The following is a 17,158-nucleotide window of genomic DNA, read 5'->3' on the forward strand; positions in this document are numbered from 1 at the left end:
CCTCCCAGTGAGCAAAACGGAGTCGATAGTCCGCCTACGACGATACGGACTACCGACTCCGGTTGTCTACCGGAGCAGGTCCTGCGCGGCCGGCTGCCCGCACACCTCCGCCCACGTCGCGGGGGTGCTGCCGAAGATCGCGTCCCGCGCGCCGCGGTCGGCGCCGTTTTCGACGAGGACGCGGATGACGTCGAGGTGCCCGGACTGGGCGGCGAGGTGCAGGGCCGTGACGCGCTCGCCGTGGTTCGGGCCGCCGAAAGTGCCGGGGAAGTTCACGTCGGCGCCGAGGTCGAGGAGCGTCCGGACGGCGTCGAGCTTGCCCGACGCTGCCGCCCAGGCCAGCGCCGTGCCGCGGTAGACGTCGGCGTCCACGTCGGCGCCCCTCGCGACGAGCACCCTGAGTGCGTCGGCGCGATCGTTGCGGGCCGCCCAGGAGAGGGCTTCGTCCCGGACTTCGGCGGGGTCGTCCGTCGGCTGCCAGGCCGGGAAACCGCTGTGGGGACGGTAAAAGCCGCGGTGGGCGCCGCCGCGGCCCGACCTCAGGAGTTCCTCGACGGCATCGAGGTCGCCGAGCCCGGCCGCGACCCGCAGGTTGCCCGGCGCGCGGCTGTGCACCGCCAGTTTCCCGGCGGCCTCGCGGTGGCCCCAGAACAGGGCGACGACCAGGGGAGTGCCGCCGTCGCCGCGAGCCGAGACGTCGACGGGGGCGCCGTGCCGCAGGAGCAGGTCGAGCAGGAGCGGCAGGTTGCTGTAGGCGGCCTGGTGCAGGGGTGTCCAGCCGTGGACGTTGCCGCGGGCCGGGTCGGCGCCGTGGTCGAGGAGGATCCGGCTGAGCCGCTCGTCGTGCGTGGCGCCGGCCATGCCGAGCAGGTCGTTGCCGTTGGTGCCGCGGGCGTCGACGAGCCCGGGGAACTCGTCCAGGAGCGTTTCGAGCCGCCCGGGGTCCCGGTCCTCGATCGCCCGGTACGCGCGGGCGAACGGCTCGCCACTGTCCACAAGGGACTTGACGTGGTCGCGGAGTGCTTTCCAGGAACCGAAACCGTGCTCACGGGCGACGACCGCCCGGGCGCCGTCCCGGGTGAGCGGCTGGTTCCAGCGGGCGAACGGCTCCTTCGCGCCGGGCGTGTCGTCCTCGGCCGAGGCGAGCAGGCCGAGCGCGCGCTCGGCGTAGTAGCCGACGTCCTGGTGGTACGGGTGCTGCAGGTGCTCGCCGTGTTCGGTGACGCGCCGGACGTACGCCCGGAGTTTCGGCCAGCTCGGGAAGCCGTGGTCCCGCGCGATCCGGAACTGCGCCTCGGCGAGTTTGACGCCCTCGGCGCGCGCGAGTTCCTTCGCGCGCTTGCGCAACTGGTCCAGGCTGGGTTTCGCGGGCAGCGTGCCCATGGTGCCTCCTTCCCTCGTCGCCCGTGGTCCGCCGGCACCGGGCAGGAAAGAAGGTGCGGAGCTGGTGGTGCGGTGAAGCGGGGGTGGGCTCGGCCCTTTCCGCGGACGGGACGCGGCCCCTGCCGCGCCCCGCCAGCGTACCCCGGTCAGGGCAGCAGATCGGCCAGCCTGCGGTAGGACTTCTCCGTGCGCGCCAGGACCTGGACGCAGACGTGGTCGGCGCCGGCGTCGAGGTGGGCCCGGATCCGGTCCGCGATCGCCTGTTCCCCGGTCACCACGATGGCGTCGACCAGGCGGTCGCTGCCGCCGTCGGCGAGGTCGTCGTCGGTGAACCCGAGCCGGCGCAGGTTCTCCTGGTGGTGCCGCGCGAGCCGCACGTACCCGTCGACGTGCTCCCGGGCCACCTCGGGCGCCGGGTCGAGCAGGACCGCCTGCTCGACGGCGAGATACTTGCCCGGCCCGAGCCGCTCGCGCGCCATCGCGGTGTGCTCCGGCGGCACGAAGTACGGGTGGGCGCCGTCGGCGCGTTCGGCCGCCAGGTCCAGCAGCTTCGGGCCCAGCGCCGCGAGCACCCGCCGTGGCCGCGGCGACGGCTGGGGGAGGCCCGGCAGCTCGGCCGCGTCCATCCCGTCGAGGTATTCGCGCAGCGCCGTCAGCGGCCGCGCGCCCGGCCGGTGCCCGCCCAGACCGGCGATGAACCGGCCCGGGTACGCCTCGCCCAGCGCCCGGATGGCGCCTTCCGCGGCGAGCGGGGAGCGCTGGTCGAACCGCGCCACCCCGGTGGCGACGGTGAGCCGGGACGTCGCCGCGAGCAGCAGTGCCGCCTGGGTGAACGCTTCCCGGCCGGCGTACTCGCCGAACCAGATCGCGTCGAAGCCGAGTTCCTCCACCTCGGCGGCCGTTTCGCGGAGCGCGCCGACCGGGGCGCCGTCGAAGAACCGCCAGATCCCGACGCTCATCGGGTCACCTCCGGAGCCAGTTCGAGCAGGGTTTCCACAGTGGACTCGAACGCGGGAGCGGACGGCGTCAGCAGCACGTGGTCCGCGCCCGCGTCGAGGAGTTCGCCGAGGCGCTTCGCGATGGTCGCCGCGTCACCCCAGAGAACGAGGTCGTCGACGAACCGGTCGCTCGGCCCGGCGATGTCGGCATCCGTGTAGCCGAGCCGTTTCCAGCCCGCCAGGTAGACGGTGATGGCGTACTGGCGCGACTGCGCCACCCGGCGGCGGACGCTTTCGCGAGCGTCCTCGCGCGTACCGAGCAGGACGGTCTGCTGCGGGATCAGCAGCTTGTCCGGCCCGAGGATCTCGCGGGCGTAGGGCGTGTGCGAGACCGGCTGGGCGAACGGGTGCGCGCCGTCCGCGTGGTCGCGGGAGAGGGCCAGCATCTTCGGCCCGACGGCGGCCAGGACCCGGGGAAACGGGACGGGAGCGGGGTTTTCGGCGGCCGTGGCGTCCATTTCGGACAGATAGGCGCGCATCCGGTCGATCGGGCGGTAGTCCTCGCCGAGCTTCGCCGCCTGGACCGCGTGCCCGGCGCCGATGCCGAGCACGAACCGGCCCGGGTGGGCCTGGGCGAGCGTCGCGCCGCCTTTCTGCGCGGTCGTCCCGCGCCGGGCCCACAGGTTCGCGATACCGGTGCCGAGCACGACGTCCGGCACGGTGGCCAGGAGGTCGCCGAAGTGGGCGAACACCTCCCTCGTGCCGGGTCCTTCGCCGCTCCAGACCGAGCGGTAGCCGGCGTCGGCGAGCCGTCGCGTCGCCGCGCGCTCGACGTCCGGTGGCGGGGCCAGTGGCGCGCTCGGCAGCCAGGCGCCGATCGCGCCGAGCCGCGCCCGGGTGTCTTCGATCAAGGTCATCCTCGAGTTCCCTCCAGTAAGCTGAGGCAGCCTCCGGTTAATATACGGAGGCTGCCTCCGATTGGCTACCCGGTAGGGTCGGGAGTGCGATGACCGACGTCAAACCGATGCGCGCGGACGCCCGCCGCAACTACGAGCGCCTCCTCGAAGAGGCCCAGCGCGCCTTCGCCGAGCACGGCGTCGAGGCGTCCCTGGAAGACATCGCGCGCCGCGCCGGGGTCGGCATCGGCACGCTCTACCGGCACTTCCCGACCCGGGACGCGCTGCTCGAGACGCTGCTGCGCGCCCGGTTCGACGCCCACGCCGAGCGGGCTCGCGAACTGCTCACCCACCCCGAGCCGCTGAACGCCCTGCACTCGTGGCTCGCCGGGCTCGGGGACGCCACCGGGACCTTCCGCGGCCTGGTCGAGCTCACCGCCGACGCGCTGAACGACGAATCGTCCCGGTTGTACGAATCCTGCCATGCGATGCGCGAGGTCGGTTCCCAGCTGGTGGAACGCGCGAAGCACGCGGGCGAACTGCGTCCGGACGTCACCGCGGAGGAGCTGCTTCTGTTGCTGCACGCCGCATCCTGGGCGGGCGGGCACCTGTCCGGCGGAGGGGGCATGCAACGCCTGCTGGCTCTTGTTTTCGAAGGATTACGGGCGAGTTAACACCGGGGGACGCCACGGGGCGCACCTGCGCGTTAAACTCCGGCTCGACCGGGGCACAACGACGTGCAATGACCGTTTGTCGACACAGAGCGTCCTGGAAATGACCAGATAGTGGGAGCCGCATCGTGAGCAAGCCCAGCAAACCCGTCGTCCTCATCGCGGAGAAGCTCGCCCCCTCCGTGCTGAGTGTCTTCGGTGACGAGGTGGAGGTCCGGCACGTCGACGGCACGGACCGGTCCGCGCTGCTCGAGGCGGTGAAGAGCGCCGACGCGCTCCTGGTCCGCTCCGCCACCCAGGTGAACGCCGAGGTCTTCGCGGCCACCACGCAGCTGAAGGTCGTCGCGCGCGCCGGTGTCGGCCTCGACAACGTCGAGGTGCCCGCCGCGACCGAGCGCGGCGTCCTGGTCGTCAACGCGCCGACGTCGAACATCGTCTCCGCCGCCGAGCACGCCGTCGCCCTGCTGCTGGCGGTCGCGCGCCGCGTGCCGGCCGCCGACCAGAGCCTCCGCGGCGGCGAGTGGAAGCGCAGCTCGTTCTCCGGCGTCGAGCTGCAGGGCAAGACCATCGGTGTGGTCGGCCTCGGCAAGATCGGCCAGCTGTTCGCCCAGCGCCTCGCCGCCTTCGACACGCACCTCATCGCCTACGACCCCTACGTCTCGGCCGCCCGCGCCGCGCAGCTGGGCATCGAGCTCGTCACCCTCGACGAGCTGCTGACCCGCGCCGACGCCATCTCCATCCACCTGCCGAAGACGCCGGAGACCAAGGGCCTCATCGACGCCGAGGCGCTGAAGAAGACCAAGCCGGGCGTCATCATCGTGAACGCCGCCCGCGGCGGGCTGATCGTCGAGCAGGACCTGGCCGACGCGCTGCGCTCGGGCCACGTCGGCGGGGCCGGTGTCGACGTCTTCGTCACCGAGCCGACCACGTCCAGCCCGCTGTTCGAGCTGGAGAACGTCGTCGTGACGCCGCACCTGGGCGCCTCCACGGCCGAGGCCCAGGACCGCGCGGGCACCGACGTCGCGAAGTCGGTGCTGCTGGCCCTGCGCGGCGACTTCGTGCCGGACGCGGTGAACGTCTCCGGCGGCGGCGCGGTCGGCGAGCACGTCCGCCCGTACCTGTCGCTGGTGCAGAAGCTGGGCCAGCTGCTGACGGCGCTCAACCCGACGTCGCCGACGTCGGTGACCGTGCAGGTCAAGGGCGAGATCTCGAACGAGGACACCGGGGTGCTGCAGCTGGCGGCGCTGCGCGGGGTGTTCACCGGCGTGGTCGAGGACCAGGTCACGTTCGTCAACGCGCCGCAGCTGGCGGAGAAGCTGGGCGTGCAGGTCGAGCTGGAGACCGAGCCGGAGAGCCCCAAGTTCCGCAGCCTGGTCACGGTGCGCGCGGTGCACTCGGACGGCTCGGTGCTGAGCGTGTCGGGGTCGGTCACCGGCCTGGACGAGGTCGAGAAGCTGGTCGAGGTCAACGGCCGCGGCTTCGACCTGCGGGCCGAGGGCACCGTGCTGCTGGTCGAGTACCCGGACCGCCCGGGCGTGATGGGCCGGGTCGGGACGCTGCTGGGCGAGGCGGGCATCAACATCGAGGCCGCGCAGATCAGCCAGACCACCGACGGTTCGGACGCGGTGATGCTGCTGCGCGTCGACCGCCACATCGACGCGCACCTCCTGGAGCCGATCGGGGCTTCGGTCGGGGCGCACACGATCCGTGCCGTCGACTTCAACTGACGTAACACTTTCGAAGGCCCCCTGTCACCCGGCAGGGGGCCTTCGAGCGCAATCACAACTACATAACGGAGTCCTTTGCCTACGTAAGTAGGTGTTTTGGGGCATTAGGTTCTCTGCGCGAGGTCGAACCACGCGTCGTCGAGGGCACGGCGCTGTGCCGCGCTTCACCGTCGGGGGTGTCAGGAGCGGCAGGCAGGTTCGGGTCCAGACCTCGAGTAAGGGGCCGACTCATGAGCAGATCCCGCCTCCCCGCGCGCGCCACGACGGCGGCCTTCGCCGTCGTTCTGGCGGCCGCGCTCGGGGCGCCGGTCGCGAGCGCAGCGGATGCTCCTCTCGCCGACGGCGTCGCACCCGTCAAGATCGACGACGCGAAGCTGCAGGGGAAGCTGTCGCCGCGTCTGGGGGCCGCGCAGGGCCGGGTCACCGCGTTCGTCGAGCTGGCCAAGAAGCCGGCCGTCGACGCGTTCGCCGCCGCGCAGCCGCAGGGCAAGGAACAGGCCAAGCGGGCCGCCAAGGCCGCCAAGGCCGACACCGCCGCCGCCGTGGACTCCGTCGTCGGCCAGCTGCGCGCGGGCGACGCCAAGCCGCAGGTCGTCACGCAGACCGCCAACGCCGTTCCCGGTGTGGTCGTCACCGCCGACGCCGCGAAGCTGCGCGAGGTCGCGAAGCGGGCGGACGTCGTCGCGGTGCGCACGGTCGTGCCGAAGACCCGCACCAACGCCAGCGCCGAGCAGCTGACCAACACCCTCGCCGCCTGGCAGCAGACCGGCCGGTTCGGCGACGGCGTCCGCGTCGGTGTCATCGACGACGGCATCGACTACACCCACGCCGACTTCGGCGGCCCCGGCACGCAGGCCGCCTACAAGAGCGTCGACTCCACCAAGCCGACCCCGCTCTTCCCGAGCGCCAAGGTCGTCGGCGGCACCGACCTCGTCGGCGACGACTACGACGCCGCGACGGCCGGCAAGACCACCCCGAAGCCGGACCCGAACCCGCTCGCCTGCGGTGAGCACGGCACGCACGTCGCCGGCACCATCGGCGGCTTCGGCGTCACCGCCGACGGCAAGACCTTCAAGGGCGACTACAAGAAGCTGGACGCCAAGAAGGTCGACGCGATGCAGATCGGCCCGGGCACGGCGCCGAAGTCGCTGCTCTACGCGATCAAGGTGTTCGGCTGCGCGGGTTCGACGAACGTCACCTCGCAGGCGCTGGACTGGGCGCTCGACCCGGACGGCGACGGCGACTTCACCGACCACCTCGACATCGTCAACCTCTCGCTCGGTTCCGACTTCGGCGCGCCGGACGACCCGGACTCGCTGTTCGTGCGCAAGCTCGCCGCGAACAACGTGCTCCCGGTGATCTCCGCGGGCAACGGCGGCGACATCAACGACATCGCCGGCTCCCCGGGCAACACCCCCGAGGCGCTCACCGTCGCCAGCACGCGCGACGCGGGCATCCTGCGCGACGCCGCCGAGGTCAAGGCGCCCTCGACGGCCGCGGGCCAGAAGACCGGCCAGTACAGCCAGAACTACACCGGCTACGACACCCTGGACCTGACCGCGCCGGTCGTCGCCCTGTCGGCGGCGAACGCCGCGGGCTGCGCGCCGTACTCGGCCGAGGACAAGGCGAAGGCGGCCGGCAAGTTCGTGTTCCTGGAGTGGGACGACAACGACTCGACCCGCGCCTGCGGTTCGGCGGCCCGCGCGAACAACGCGCAGGCGGCCGGGGCGAAGGGTGCGCTGCTGTCGTCCACTTTGGAGCACTTCAGCGCCGGCATCGCGGGCAACGCGGCGATCCCGATGTTCCAGTTCACCGGCTCCGCCACGAAGACGGTGCGCGCGGCGCTGACCGCGGGCACGCTGCAGGTCCGGCTCTACGGCACCGGCCGCGCCTCGATCCAGACCTACGACAAGAAGATCGTGGACACGCCGAGCTCGTTCACCTCGCGCGGCACCCGCGGCCCGGCGCTCAAGCCGGACGTCGCCGCACCCGGTGACACGATCACCTCGGCCTTCCGCGGCAGCGGCAACGGCCGCACCGTGCTGAGCGGCACGTCGATGGCCGCCCCGCACACCGCGGGCATCACCGCGCTGATCCGCCAGTCGCACCCCGACTGGTCGGTCGAAGAGGTCAAGGCGTCGGTCATCGACACCGCCGGCCACGACGTCTCCGACGGCGCGGGCCACACCTACGCGCCGCAGCGCGTCGGCAGCGGCCGGATCGACGCGAAGGCGGCGCTGGACAACCAGGTGCTCGCCTACGTCGTCGACGACCCGGGCGCGGTCAGCGTCAGCTTCGGCACGGTCGAGGCGTCCGGTCCGGTGACGCTGTCGAAGACGCTCAAGCTGGTCAACAAGGGCGTCACGCCCGCCGAGTACTCGGTGGCCTACCAGGCGGTCAACGCGCTGCCGGGCGTCGAGTACACAGTGGACAAGCCGTCGGTCAAGCTGACCCCGCGCGGCACCGCCAAGGTCAAGGTGACGCTGAAGATCACCGACCCCAAGGCGCTGCGCAAGGTGATGGACCCGACCATGCAGGCCACCCAGGCCGGCCTGGCCCGCCAGTTCGTCGCCGACGCCTCCGGGCGCGTCGCCTTCACCCCGGTCAGCGGGGCCAAGGTGCCGCTGCGGGTGTCGGTCTACGCCGCCCCGAAGCCGGTATCGACGATTTCGACGCCGCCGTCGGTGAAGTTCGCCCCGGACGCCACCCAGGCCGTGCTCAACCTGACCGGCAAGGGCGTCGACCAGGGCACCGGCGCGCAGCGGTACCGCTCGCTGATCAGCGTGCTCGAGCTGCAGGCGGAGTCCCCGCAGCTGCCCGAGTGCGACGCGGACGTGGTCACCGACTGCACGCTGAACAAGACGGCCAAGGGCGGCGACCTCCGCTACATCGGCGCGGCTTCGACCGCTCCGCTGGCGAAGGCCCAGGGCGAGCCGGAGAACGCGATCCTCGCGTTCGGCCTGTCCACCTGGGGTGACTGGGCGAACATCGGCAGCAACACCTCGCCGTTCGTCGACATCGACACGACCGGGGACGGGCAGCCGGACTTCGAGACCTACGTGACCAAGGCGACGTCGACCGACGTCCTCCTGGCCAACACGGTCGCGCTGACCCCGGGCTTCCCGACCGTGGACGTCCAGGCGGTCAACGGCCAGCTCGGCGACGTCGACACCAACGTGTTCGACACGAACGTGCTCACGCTGCCGGTTTCGCTGGCCGCGCTGGGCATCGACGCGAACGCCGACAGCCACCGCATCTCGTACACGGTGGGCGTGAGCGGGTTCTACGTCGCGCCGGGCACGACGAACGGGCTGATCGACTACGTCGGCACGCCGCTTTCGTTCGACGCGCTCGCGCCGGGCTACACGGTGCAGGGCGGCGGCGACGCCGCGCTGGGCTACGTCGCGAAGCCGGGCACGGCGCTGGTCGTCACCCGGAACGCGGCGTCGGCCGCGGCCGACAACGCGCTCGGCCTGCTGGCCATCGAGCACCACAACGCCGCGGGCAACCGGGCGAACGTGGTCAAGGTGGACGCGACGCAGGGCGCTCGGCCGGGGAACGAGCGTCAGCCGATCGGGGCCGGTCGCCGCTAGCCCGCGGCAAGATCGATTTGTGCAGGAACAGGGGCGTCTCCGGCGGATTTCCGCCGGGGGCGCCCCGTCTGCGTTCACCCGATTGGGTGTCTCACCCTGCGGGAGGATGCGGCATAAGGGTGGTGCGGCTACGGCGGTTTGTCTACGGCCGGTAACCTTCCGGCTGCTGGCGTTTTGTTGCGGTGGGCCATCGGTGCGGCCGGTGGTCCGGTCGACGGAGGTGTGTGGATGCGGCTCGCGGTGATCCCAGGAGACGGGATCGGGCCCGAGGTGGTCTCCGAGGCGCTGAAGGTGCTCGGCGAGGTAGTACCGACGGCGGAGATCACGAACTACGACCTCGGCGCCGCCCGATGGCACTCGACCGGCGAGCTGCTCCCGGAGTCGGTCCTCGGCGAGCTCCGCCAGCACGACGCGATCCTGCTGGGCGCGGTCGGCGACCCGACGGTGCCGAGCGGCATCCTCGAGCGCGGCCTGCTGCTGCGCCTGCGGTTCGAGATGGACCACCACGTCAACCTGCGCCCGGCGCGGCTCTACCCGGGTGTCCGGGGACCGCTGGCCGACGCGGGCGACGTCGACATGGTGGTCGTGCGCGAAGGCACCGAAGGCCCGTACGCGGGCACGGGTGGCCTGATCCGCAAGGACACCGAGCACGAGATCGCGACCGAGGTCAGCGTCAACACCGCGTTCGGTGTCCGGCGCGTGGTCGCGGACGCGTTCAACCGCGCCGAGGCCCGGCCGCGGAAGCACCTCACGCTGGTGCACAAGACCAACGTGCTCTCGTTCGCCGGCTCGCTGTGGTCGCGGATCGTCGAAGAGGTTTCGCTGGAGCACCCGGACGTGACGGTCGCGTACTCCCATGTGGACGCGGCAACCATCCACCTGGTCACGGACCCCTCGCGGTTCGACGTGATCGTCACGGACAACCTGTTCGGCGACATCATCACCGACCTCGCGGCCGCGGTGACCGGCGGCATCGGCCTGGCGGCCAGCGGCAACCTGGACATGACCCGCCGCAACCCGAGCATGTTCGAGCCGGTGCACGGTTCGGCGCCGGACATCGCGGGCCAGGGGCTGGCGGACCCGACGGCGGCGGTGCTGTCGGTGGCGCTGCTGCTGGACCACCTGGGCCAGAAGGAAGCGGCCCGGCGGATCGAGGCGTCGGTGGCGTTCGACCTGGCGACGCGGGACCAGTCTTCACCGGGGGCCACGCAGGCCATCGGGGACCGGCTGGCCGCTCTGGTGTCTTCGAACGTGCGTACTGCTTGATTCTCGGGGAAAGCCCCGCGCCCTCGCCGGGTGCGGGGCTTTTTCGTGCCCCCCGGGTCTTCCCGGATGGTGGGAGCTTGACCCAGCTTGTGGACTTTCGCGGAAGCCCTGTGGCATGATGCGACCGTGACCAGCTTCGCGATCATTATCGACGAGCGCGCCGGACGATAGCTCCACAAGAGCCCCCGGCGCGCAACCTCTCGCACCCATGCGGGAGGTTTTTTTGTTGCCTCGAAACGCCAGGAAGACGCTAGGAGAAGACCGTGACCCGCAAGGAGCCCGCCGATACCCCGCTCGGCGACGCCTTCCACCTCTACGACACCACCCTCCGCGACGGTGCGCAGCGGGAGGGCATCTCCTACTCCGTCCAGGACAAGCTCGCCGTCGCGCGGCTGCTGGACGAGCTCGGGGTCGGGTTCATCGAAGGTGGCTGGCCCGGGGCGCTCCCCAAGGACACCGAATTCTTCGCCCGGGCCGCGAAGGGCGAGCTGAACCTGAAGCACGCCGCCCTCGTCGCGTTCGGGGCCACGCGCAAGGCCGGCACCACCGCCGACGCCGATCCGCAGGTCCGGGCCCTGCTCGACAGCGAAGCACCCGTGGTCACCCTGGTCGCCAAGTCCGACCTGCGGCACATCGAACGCGCCCTCCGCGTCGACGTCGACGAAGCCTGTGCGATGGTGAGGGACACCGTCGAGTTCCTCACGAACGAAGGACGGCGGGTCTTCCTCGACGCCGAGCACTTCTTCGACGGCTACGCGTATTCCCCCGAGACCTCGCTCCGGGTCCTGGACGCCGCCGCGCACGCGGGCGCCGACGTCCTCGTGCTCTGCGACACCAACGGCGGCCAGCTGCCGCTCGGGCTCGCCGAAACCGTCCGGAGCATCAAGGAAAAGACCGGGTTCCGGCTCGGGATCCACTGTCAGGACGACACTTCCTGCGCCGTGGCGAACTCCGTCGCCGCGGTGCAGGCCGGCGCGACGCACGTCCAGTGCACCGCCAACGGTTACGGGGAGCGGGCCGGCAACGCCGACCTCTTCGCCGTGACGGGAAACCTGGTGACCAAGCTCGGCCTCGACGTCCTCCCGACCGGAGGCGCCGCCGAGCTCACCCGGGTCTCCCATGCCCTTGCCGAAATCGCCAACCTCGCCCCCTACACCCACCAGGCTTACGTAGGGGCGTCGGCCTTCGCCCACAAGGCGGGACTGCACGCGAGCGCGATCAAGGTGGATCCGTTGCTGTACAACCACATCGATCCGTCTTCCGTCGGCAACGACATGCGGGTACTGGTCACCGAGATGGCCGGCAGGGCCAGCCTCGAGCTCAAGGGACGTGAGCTCGGGGTCGACCTTGCCGGCCGGCCCGAAGCGCTGACGAGCGCCATCACGAAGGTCAAGCGGCTCGAAGCGGAAGGCTGGTCCTTCGAGGCCGCCGACGCCTCCCTGGAACTCCTGCTGCGCCAGGAAGCCGACGTCCCCGTCGAAGCGCCGTTCGAGCTCGAGTCCTACCGCGTGGTGCTCGACCACCGCCCCGGCGGCGAGGTCATGGCCGAGGCCACGGTCAAGGTGCACGTCGGCGGCGAACGCGTCATCGCCACCGCCGAGGGCATCGGGCCGGTGCACGCCCTCGACGCGGCGCTCCGGAAAGCCCTGAGCCCGCACCTGTCCTGGTTGGACAGTGTGGAGCTGGCCGATTACAAGGTCCGCATCCTCCAGGGGCACCCCGGTACCGACGCGGTGACGCGCGTGCTGGTCGAGAGCACCGACGGCGAGCGCGAGTGGACCACCGTCGGCGTGCACGGCAACATCGTCGAGGCCAGCTGGCTGGCCCTGTGCGACGCGCTGGTGCACAAGAGCACGACCGTGAACTGAATCACGGGTGGGGCGCACGTAGACTGGGGGCGTGCGCCTAGCCCGAATTGCTCATCCCGGTGGTGTCGCGTTCGCCTCGATCGAAGGCGACGGCGACGACGCCCAGGTCCTCGAAATCGCCGAGCACCCCTTCGGCCAGCCGAACTTCACCGGCAAGCGGTGGCCGCTGGCCGACGTCCGGCTGCTCGCGCCGATCCTGCCGTCGAAGGTGATCGCCGTCGGCCGCAACTACGCCAAGCACGCGGCCGAGTTCGGCAACGACGTGCCCAGCGAGCCGATGCTGTTCATCAAGCCCTCGACGACGGTCATCGGGCCCCACGCGGCCATCCGCCGCCCGTCCGGCATCGGCCGCGTCGACTTCGAGGGCGAGCTCGCCGTCGTCATCGGGCAGCCGGTGAAGAACGTGCCCGCTGCCCGCGCCGCGAGCGTCGTCCTCGGCTACACCATCGCCAACGACGTCAGCGCCCGCGACCTCCAGAAGGCCGACGGCCAGTGGGGCCGCGCCAAGGGCTTCGACACCTTCTGCCCGATCGGCCCGTGGATCGAGACCTCGATCGACCCCGCCGACCTCGCGCTGCGGGCCGAGGTCGACGGCGAGCTCAAGCAGGACGGCCGTACTTCGGACCTCGTCCACAAGATCCCCGAGCTGGTCGAGTTCGTCTCCGGCGTGATGACGCTCCTGCCCGGCGACATCATCCTCACCGGCACGCCCGAGGGCGTCGGCCCGATCGAGGGCGGCCAGAGCGTCTCGATCACCATCGAAGGCATCGGCACCCTGACCAACCCGGTCGAGAGCGTCTAACCCCGCGAGACCGGCTCCATCGGCCGCCGGGCGTACGCCGGAGCGTGTTCCGGCCGCAGCCCGAGGCCGAGGAGCCGGGCCGGGAAGTACGACAGCCGCGGGAACCGCGCGAACGCCTTGATCATCGGCTCGGGCGGGCCGTTGCGCTTGCCGTTCATCACACCGCGCACCACGGTCCGGTGCATCAGGCGCTGCAGCCCCTGCACCAGCAGCGTCGGCGCCAAGCGCCGCGAACGCACCTTGGCCAGCTCGGCCTCCGTCGGACGGCCCCGGCGCAGCGGCTCGGCCAGCAGCGTCGCCGCCGCGACCGCGTCCTGCACCGCCAGGTTGATGCCCACGCCGCCGATCGGCGACATCGCGTGCGCCGCGTCGCCGATGCAGAGCAGCCCGTCGACGTGCCACCGGCGCAGCAGGTTGAGCCGCACGTCGAGGAACTTGACGTCGTCCATCGTCGCCAGCTCGTGCACCCGGTCGGTGAACTCGGGGCAGATCTGCGTCACGTTCTCGCGGAACGCCTCGATGCCCTGCCTGCGGAGGTCGTCCCCCTTCGGCGCCAGGTAGGCGACCTGGTAGAAGTCCGGCCGGGGGAGCGGCACCGCGAAGCGGCGGTCCCGCATCTTCGGCAGCAGCATGCCGCCCTCCTCGGTTTCGTGCCGCGAGAGCCGGAACCACCAGACGTCGAACGGGCAGTCGTACTCGTGGGGCACCAGCCCGGCCTCGCGGCGGGCCAACGACCAGCGGCCGTCGGCGGCGATCACCAGGTCGGCGCGGATTTCGCCGGTTTCCCCGGCCGTCGTGCGGTAGGTGACACCGGCCACCCGGCCCCGCTCGCGGACCAGGCCCGTGCACTCGGTCTCCATCCGCTGGACGAACGTCGGCTCCTTGCGCGCGCTTTCGGCGAGCAGGTCCAGGAAGTCCCACTGCGGCACCATCGCGATGTAGGGGTGCGCCACCTTGAGCCGGGTGAAGTCGGCGAGCTTCATCATTTCGCCGTTCTCCTGCGGGAACCCCGCCGCGGTCAGCTCGCTGTGCGGCAGCGCGTGGAACTTCTCGCCCAGGCCCAGCTCGTCGAGCAGCGTCAGCGTCGAGGGGTGGACCGTGTCCCCGCGGAAGTCGCGCAGGAAGTCGGCGTGCTTCTCCAGCACCGTCACCTCGACACCCGCCCGGGCCAGCAGCAGCCCCGTGACCATCCCGGCCGGCCCGCCACCGATGACGACGCAGCTCGTGCGTTCGGTCATCTCGACCATCTCCCTTATTCATCGCCTGTTGAATAACTTGAGGATGCACCCGCCCGGCATCGGCGTCAAGGGGTGTGACCGGAGATACGCTGATCGGGCGACGGCCGCGCGCCCGCGGCCCGGTTGCCGGAAACCGTCCAAACGCGACAGTTGGTCGAAGGTGTTCCGGCCGGGTGCGGTCGCCGCGGCGGAATGCGGAGGTGCCCTTGTGGACGGAGCGGATTCCCAAGCGGGACAAGGGGTTTTGCCGGGGAATCGATTGCCGCGCCGTGGGTGCGGACGCCGGTGGCGCGGGCGGCCGGATAACCGAACGGGGACGGTGCACCAACTGGGAGTAGAGCCGGTGCGCCGGAACAGGGGAGCGGCAATCACCTCTTTGGCAGCGTCGCGAACGCGGCGGTTGCCCTAGCCTCACTGGGTGGATTTCGCCCTGGCACCCCGGACCCCTTCGCGAACCGCCCCGCCCGCCGCGGCGGCGTCCGAGCCCTGGGCGCCGCCCGAGCTCCGGCTGGTGTGCCTGGACATCGACGACACGCTCATCGACTGCACCGCCGCGATCCGCCGCAGTCTCCACATCCTCACCGGCCGGGGCGACCTGTGGCCGCTGTGGGACCTCATCACCGAAGAGCACGTCGCGCTCGTCGTCGCGGGGGAGCTCGACTACGCGACGATGCACCAGCGGCGCACCGACTGCTTCCTCGCCGAGATCGGCATCTGCGCCGACGCCGAGCAGGTGAGCTCGTTCGAGCGCCGCCGAAGAGAACTGCTCGACCACTCCTGGCAGCTGTTCGACGACGTCCTCGACTGCCTGGAATGGCTGCGCGCCGCCGGGCTGATGCTGGCCGCGGTGACCAACGCCTCGGGCGGTCACCAGCGGAAGAAAATCGCCGATCTGGGCCTCGCCCCGTTTTTCGACCACGTCGCCATCGCCGGCGAGCTCGGCGTGGCCAAGCCCGACCCGGTGATGTTCCACACGGTGTGCCTCGGCCTGGGCTGCGCGCCCGCCCAGGCGGTGCACGTGGGGGACAAACTGGACACCGACGCGATCGGCGCCCGCGACGCGGGGCTGGGCGCGGTCTGGCTCGACCGCGACACCATCGGCGAGCGCGCCCCGGAGGGCGTCCACACGGTGGCCGGCCTCGCGGAGCTGCCTGAGCTGCTGGTTTCGGAGTACGCGACGATCGGCGTCCCGGCCCAGCGTGGCGGCGGTGCGCCCAGTGGCACCCCCGCGTTCACCGTCCGGAACGGCGTGCTCTAGTATTTCTCCTCGTGCGGTGCTGAACCGGCCAGCCGGAGCAGTACCTCACTGGGGTATGGTGTAATTGGCAGCACGACTGGTTCTGGTCCAGTTAGTCTAGGTTCGAGTCCTGGTACCCCAGCTGCGGAGAGTGACCCCCCTGCGAAGCGGGAAATCGCTTCTGGTAAGTTCTCTCCAGCAAGAAAAACAGAAAAGCCCCTGGGAAACCAGGGAAGATCCTAAGCCCCCGTCGTCTAGCGGCCTAGGACGCCGGCCTCTCACGCCGGTAGCGTGGGTTCGAATCCCATCGGGGGTACCAGCGGTATCAAGCCCGCCTGACACTGGTCAGGCGGGCTTTTTTCGGTTCACCGGATGATCGGGACGGTACCCGTCGCGGCGAGGGAAAGCTCCCAGAGCCGGGCCGCCGAACCGGGGTCGATCGCGTGCGCGCGGACACCGCCGTCGTCCATCGGGGTGCCGGGCGCCGAAACGCGGGCGATGTCGCAGTCTTCGAGGTAGACACCGCCGCGGCCCTCGAGCATCGGCGACGTGGCCGCCCACAGGCCGGTGGCGGCGCCCTGGGACGCCGTCTTGAACCCGTCGCCGATCACCGTGCCGTGCTCGTCGATCCAGCCGCGGTCGACCTGCTCCCGGCGGCTCATCTCCCGCTGCAGGCCGGTGATGATCTTCCCGGGGTGCAGCGCGAACGCGCGGACGCCGTCGCCGCGCCCGAGCGCGTCGAGGTGCACGGCGAACAAACTGTTGGCGGTCTTCGCTTGCCCGTAGGCCAGCCACTTGTCGTAGCCGGTGCGGAAGTGCGGGTCGTGCCAGCGGACGTCGGTCAGGGTGTGCCCGGCGGAGCTGTTGACGACGACGCGCGCGCCGCCGGCCGCGGCCAGCAGCGGGTACAGCTCGCAAACCAGCGCGAAGTGTCCGAAGTGGTTGGTGGCGAACTGGTGCTCCCAGCCGGGCCCGGCGCGCCGCTCCGGGGTGGCCATGACGCCGGCGACGGCCAGCACGAGGCCGAGCCGGCCGGTGGACTCGCCGATCCGGGCCGCGGCGGCGCGCACGCTGGAGAGGTCGCTCAGGTCCATGGGGACGATTTCGCAGCCGTCGACGCCCGCGAGCGCGGCGCGGGCGGCCGCGGGGCGCCGGGCCGGCACGATGACCCGGGCCCCGGCAGCCGCCAGGCTCCGGGTGGTTTCCAGGCCGAGCCCGGAATACCCGCCGGTGACGACGGCGTCCGTGCCGGACAGGTCGATCCCGGCCAGGACGTCGCCGGCGGTGCTCGCGGCGGAGAAGGGTGAGCCGATCGGCTGCTGAGCGGTGGTGGTCATGCCGGCGACCGTACGATCTAGAGCGAGGTCTAGATCAAGTCGCGGAGGTGGGCGGGGTGACGACGGCCGAGTCCCTGGGCATCGGCGAGGTGGCCGAGCGGACCGGGCTCAGCGTGCACGCACTGCGCTTCTACGAGCGCGAAGGCCTGCTCGTCGGGCCGGTCCCGCGCACCGTCGGCGGCCGGCGGCGCTACACCACCGC

At 71.4% G+C, this 17,158-nt stretch carries 13 protein-coding genes and 2 tRNA genes; 10 read left to right on the forward strand and 5 right to left on the reverse strand.

The window, feature by feature from the left end; translation table 11 throughout:
* Positions 1–66: 66 nt before the first annotated feature.
* From CCN39_RS14555 to CCN39_RS14565, 3 genes are all read right to left on the reverse strand, one after another.
* Positions 67–1,383 carry an ankyrin repeat domain-containing protein gene (locus CCN39_RS14555; protein ID WP_086842292.1) on the reverse strand — a complete coding sequence of 439 codons (1,317 nt, stop codon included), beginning with the start codon at positions 1,381–1,383 and terminating at the stop codon, positions 67–69.
* A 146-nt stretch (positions 1,384–1,529) separates the two neighbouring features.
* Positions 1,530–2,342 (reverse strand): TIGR03620 family F420-dependent LLM class oxidoreductase, encoded by an 813-nt coding sequence (locus tag CCN39_RS14560; protein WP_086842294.1) that lies wholly within the window; start codon positions 2,340–2,342, stop codon positions 1,530–1,532.
* On the reverse strand, positions 2,339–3,238 hold the full coding sequence (locus CCN39_RS14565) for a TIGR03620 family F420-dependent LLM class oxidoreductase (protein ID WP_086842296.1): 900 nt from the start codon (positions 3,236–3,238) through the stop codon (positions 2,339–2,341). Before CCN39_RS14565 ends, CCN39_RS14560 begins: the two co-directional genes overlap by 4 nt.
* Positions 3,239–3,327: 89 nt before the next feature.
* Between CCN39_RS14565 and CCN39_RS14570 the strand changes: the two genes are divergently transcribed.
* The 6 genes from CCN39_RS14570 (at position 3,328) to CCN39_RS14595 (ending at position 13,144) form a co-directional block, all read left to right on the forward strand.
* Positions 3,328–3,891, forward strand: a complete 564-nt coding sequence (locus CCN39_RS14570) for a TetR/AcrR family transcriptional regulator (RefSeq protein ID WP_086842298.1) — start codon at positions 3,328–3,330, stop codon at positions 3,889–3,891.
* A gap of 125 nt (positions 3,892–4,016) precedes the next feature.
* Positions 4,017–5,615, forward strand: coding sequence for a phosphoglycerate dehydrogenase (gene serA, locus CCN39_RS14575; RefSeq protein ID WP_086842301.1), 1,599 nt, complete (start codon positions 4,017–4,019; stop codon positions 5,613–5,615).
* Between the two features lie 230 nt (positions 5,616–5,845).
* The gene (locus CCN39_RS14580) at positions 5,846–9,208 is read left to right on the forward strand and encodes a S8 family serine peptidase (RefSeq protein WP_167455085.1); all 3,363 of its coding nucleotides are present in this window, start codon (positions 5,846–5,848) and stop codon (positions 9,206–9,208) included.
* Between the two features lie 228 nt (positions 9,209–9,436).
* Positions 9,437–10,474: a 3-isopropylmalate dehydrogenase gene (locus CCN39_RS14585; RefSeq protein ID WP_086842303.1), complete on the forward strand. Its 1,038-nt coding sequence runs from the start codon at positions 9,437–9,439 to the stop codon at positions 10,472–10,474.
* 263 nt (positions 10,475–10,737) lie between these two features.
* On the forward strand, positions 10,738–12,342 hold the full coding sequence (gene cimA / locus CCN39_RS14590; RefSeq protein WP_086842305.1) for a citramalate synthase: 1,605 nt from the start codon (positions 10,738–10,740) through the stop codon (positions 12,340–12,342).
* Positions 12,343–12,373: 31 nt separating this feature from the next.
* Positions 12,374–13,144 (forward strand): fumarylacetoacetate hydrolase family protein, encoded by a 771-nt coding sequence (locus tag CCN39_RS14595; RefSeq protein ID WP_086842307.1) that lies wholly within the window; start codon positions 12,374–12,376, stop codon positions 13,142–13,144.
* Here the strand turns inward: CCN39_RS14595 and CCN39_RS14600 are convergent.
* Positions 13,141–14,391 (reverse strand): FAD-dependent oxidoreductase, encoded by a 1,251-nt coding sequence (locus CCN39_RS14600; protein WP_086842310.1) that lies wholly within the window; start codon positions 14,389–14,391, stop codon positions 13,141–13,143. The two genes, CCN39_RS14595 and CCN39_RS14600, sit on opposite strands and share 4 nt — an antisense overlap.
* Before the next feature lie 409 nt (positions 14,392–14,800).
* On the opposite strand from CCN39_RS14600, the gene CCN39_RS14605 reads away from it, so the two are divergent.
* The 3 genes from CCN39_RS14605 (at position 14,801) to CCN39_RS14615 (ending at position 15,938) form a co-directional block, all read left to right on the forward strand.
* The gene (locus CCN39_RS14605) at positions 14,801–15,640 is read left to right on the forward strand and encodes an HAD family hydrolase (protein WP_086842312.1); all 840 of its coding nucleotides are present in this window, start codon (positions 14,801–14,803) and stop codon (positions 15,638–15,640) included.
* Positions 15,641–15,689: 49 nt separating this feature from the next.
* A tRNA-Gln gene (locus CCN39_RS14610) sits at positions 15,690–15,761 on the forward strand.
* A gap of 101 nt (positions 15,762–15,862) precedes the next feature.
* A tRNA-Glu gene (locus CCN39_RS14615) sits at positions 15,863–15,938 on the forward strand.
* A 46-nt stretch (positions 15,939–15,984) separates the two neighbouring features.
* Here CCN39_RS14615 and CCN39_RS14620 read toward each other — a convergent pair.
* On the reverse strand, positions 15,985–16,956 hold the full coding sequence (locus CCN39_RS14620) for an SDR family NAD(P)-dependent oxidoreductase (RefSeq protein WP_086842314.1): 972 nt from the start codon (positions 16,954–16,956) through the stop codon (positions 15,985–15,987).
* 74 nt (positions 16,957–17,030) lie between these two features.
* On the opposite strand from CCN39_RS14620, the gene CCN39_RS14625 reads away from it, so the two are divergent.
* The coding region (locus CCN39_RS14625) for a MerR family DNA-binding transcriptional regulator (protein WP_208630234.1) at positions 17,031–17,158 on the forward strand (128 nt) is incomplete at its 3' end.

It is taken from the genome of Amycolatopsis kentuckyensis (genome assembly GCF_002155975.1).
GTDB classification, from domain to species: domain Bacteria; phylum Actinomycetota; class Actinomycetes; order Mycobacteriales; family Pseudonocardiaceae; genus Amycolatopsis; species Amycolatopsis kentuckyensis.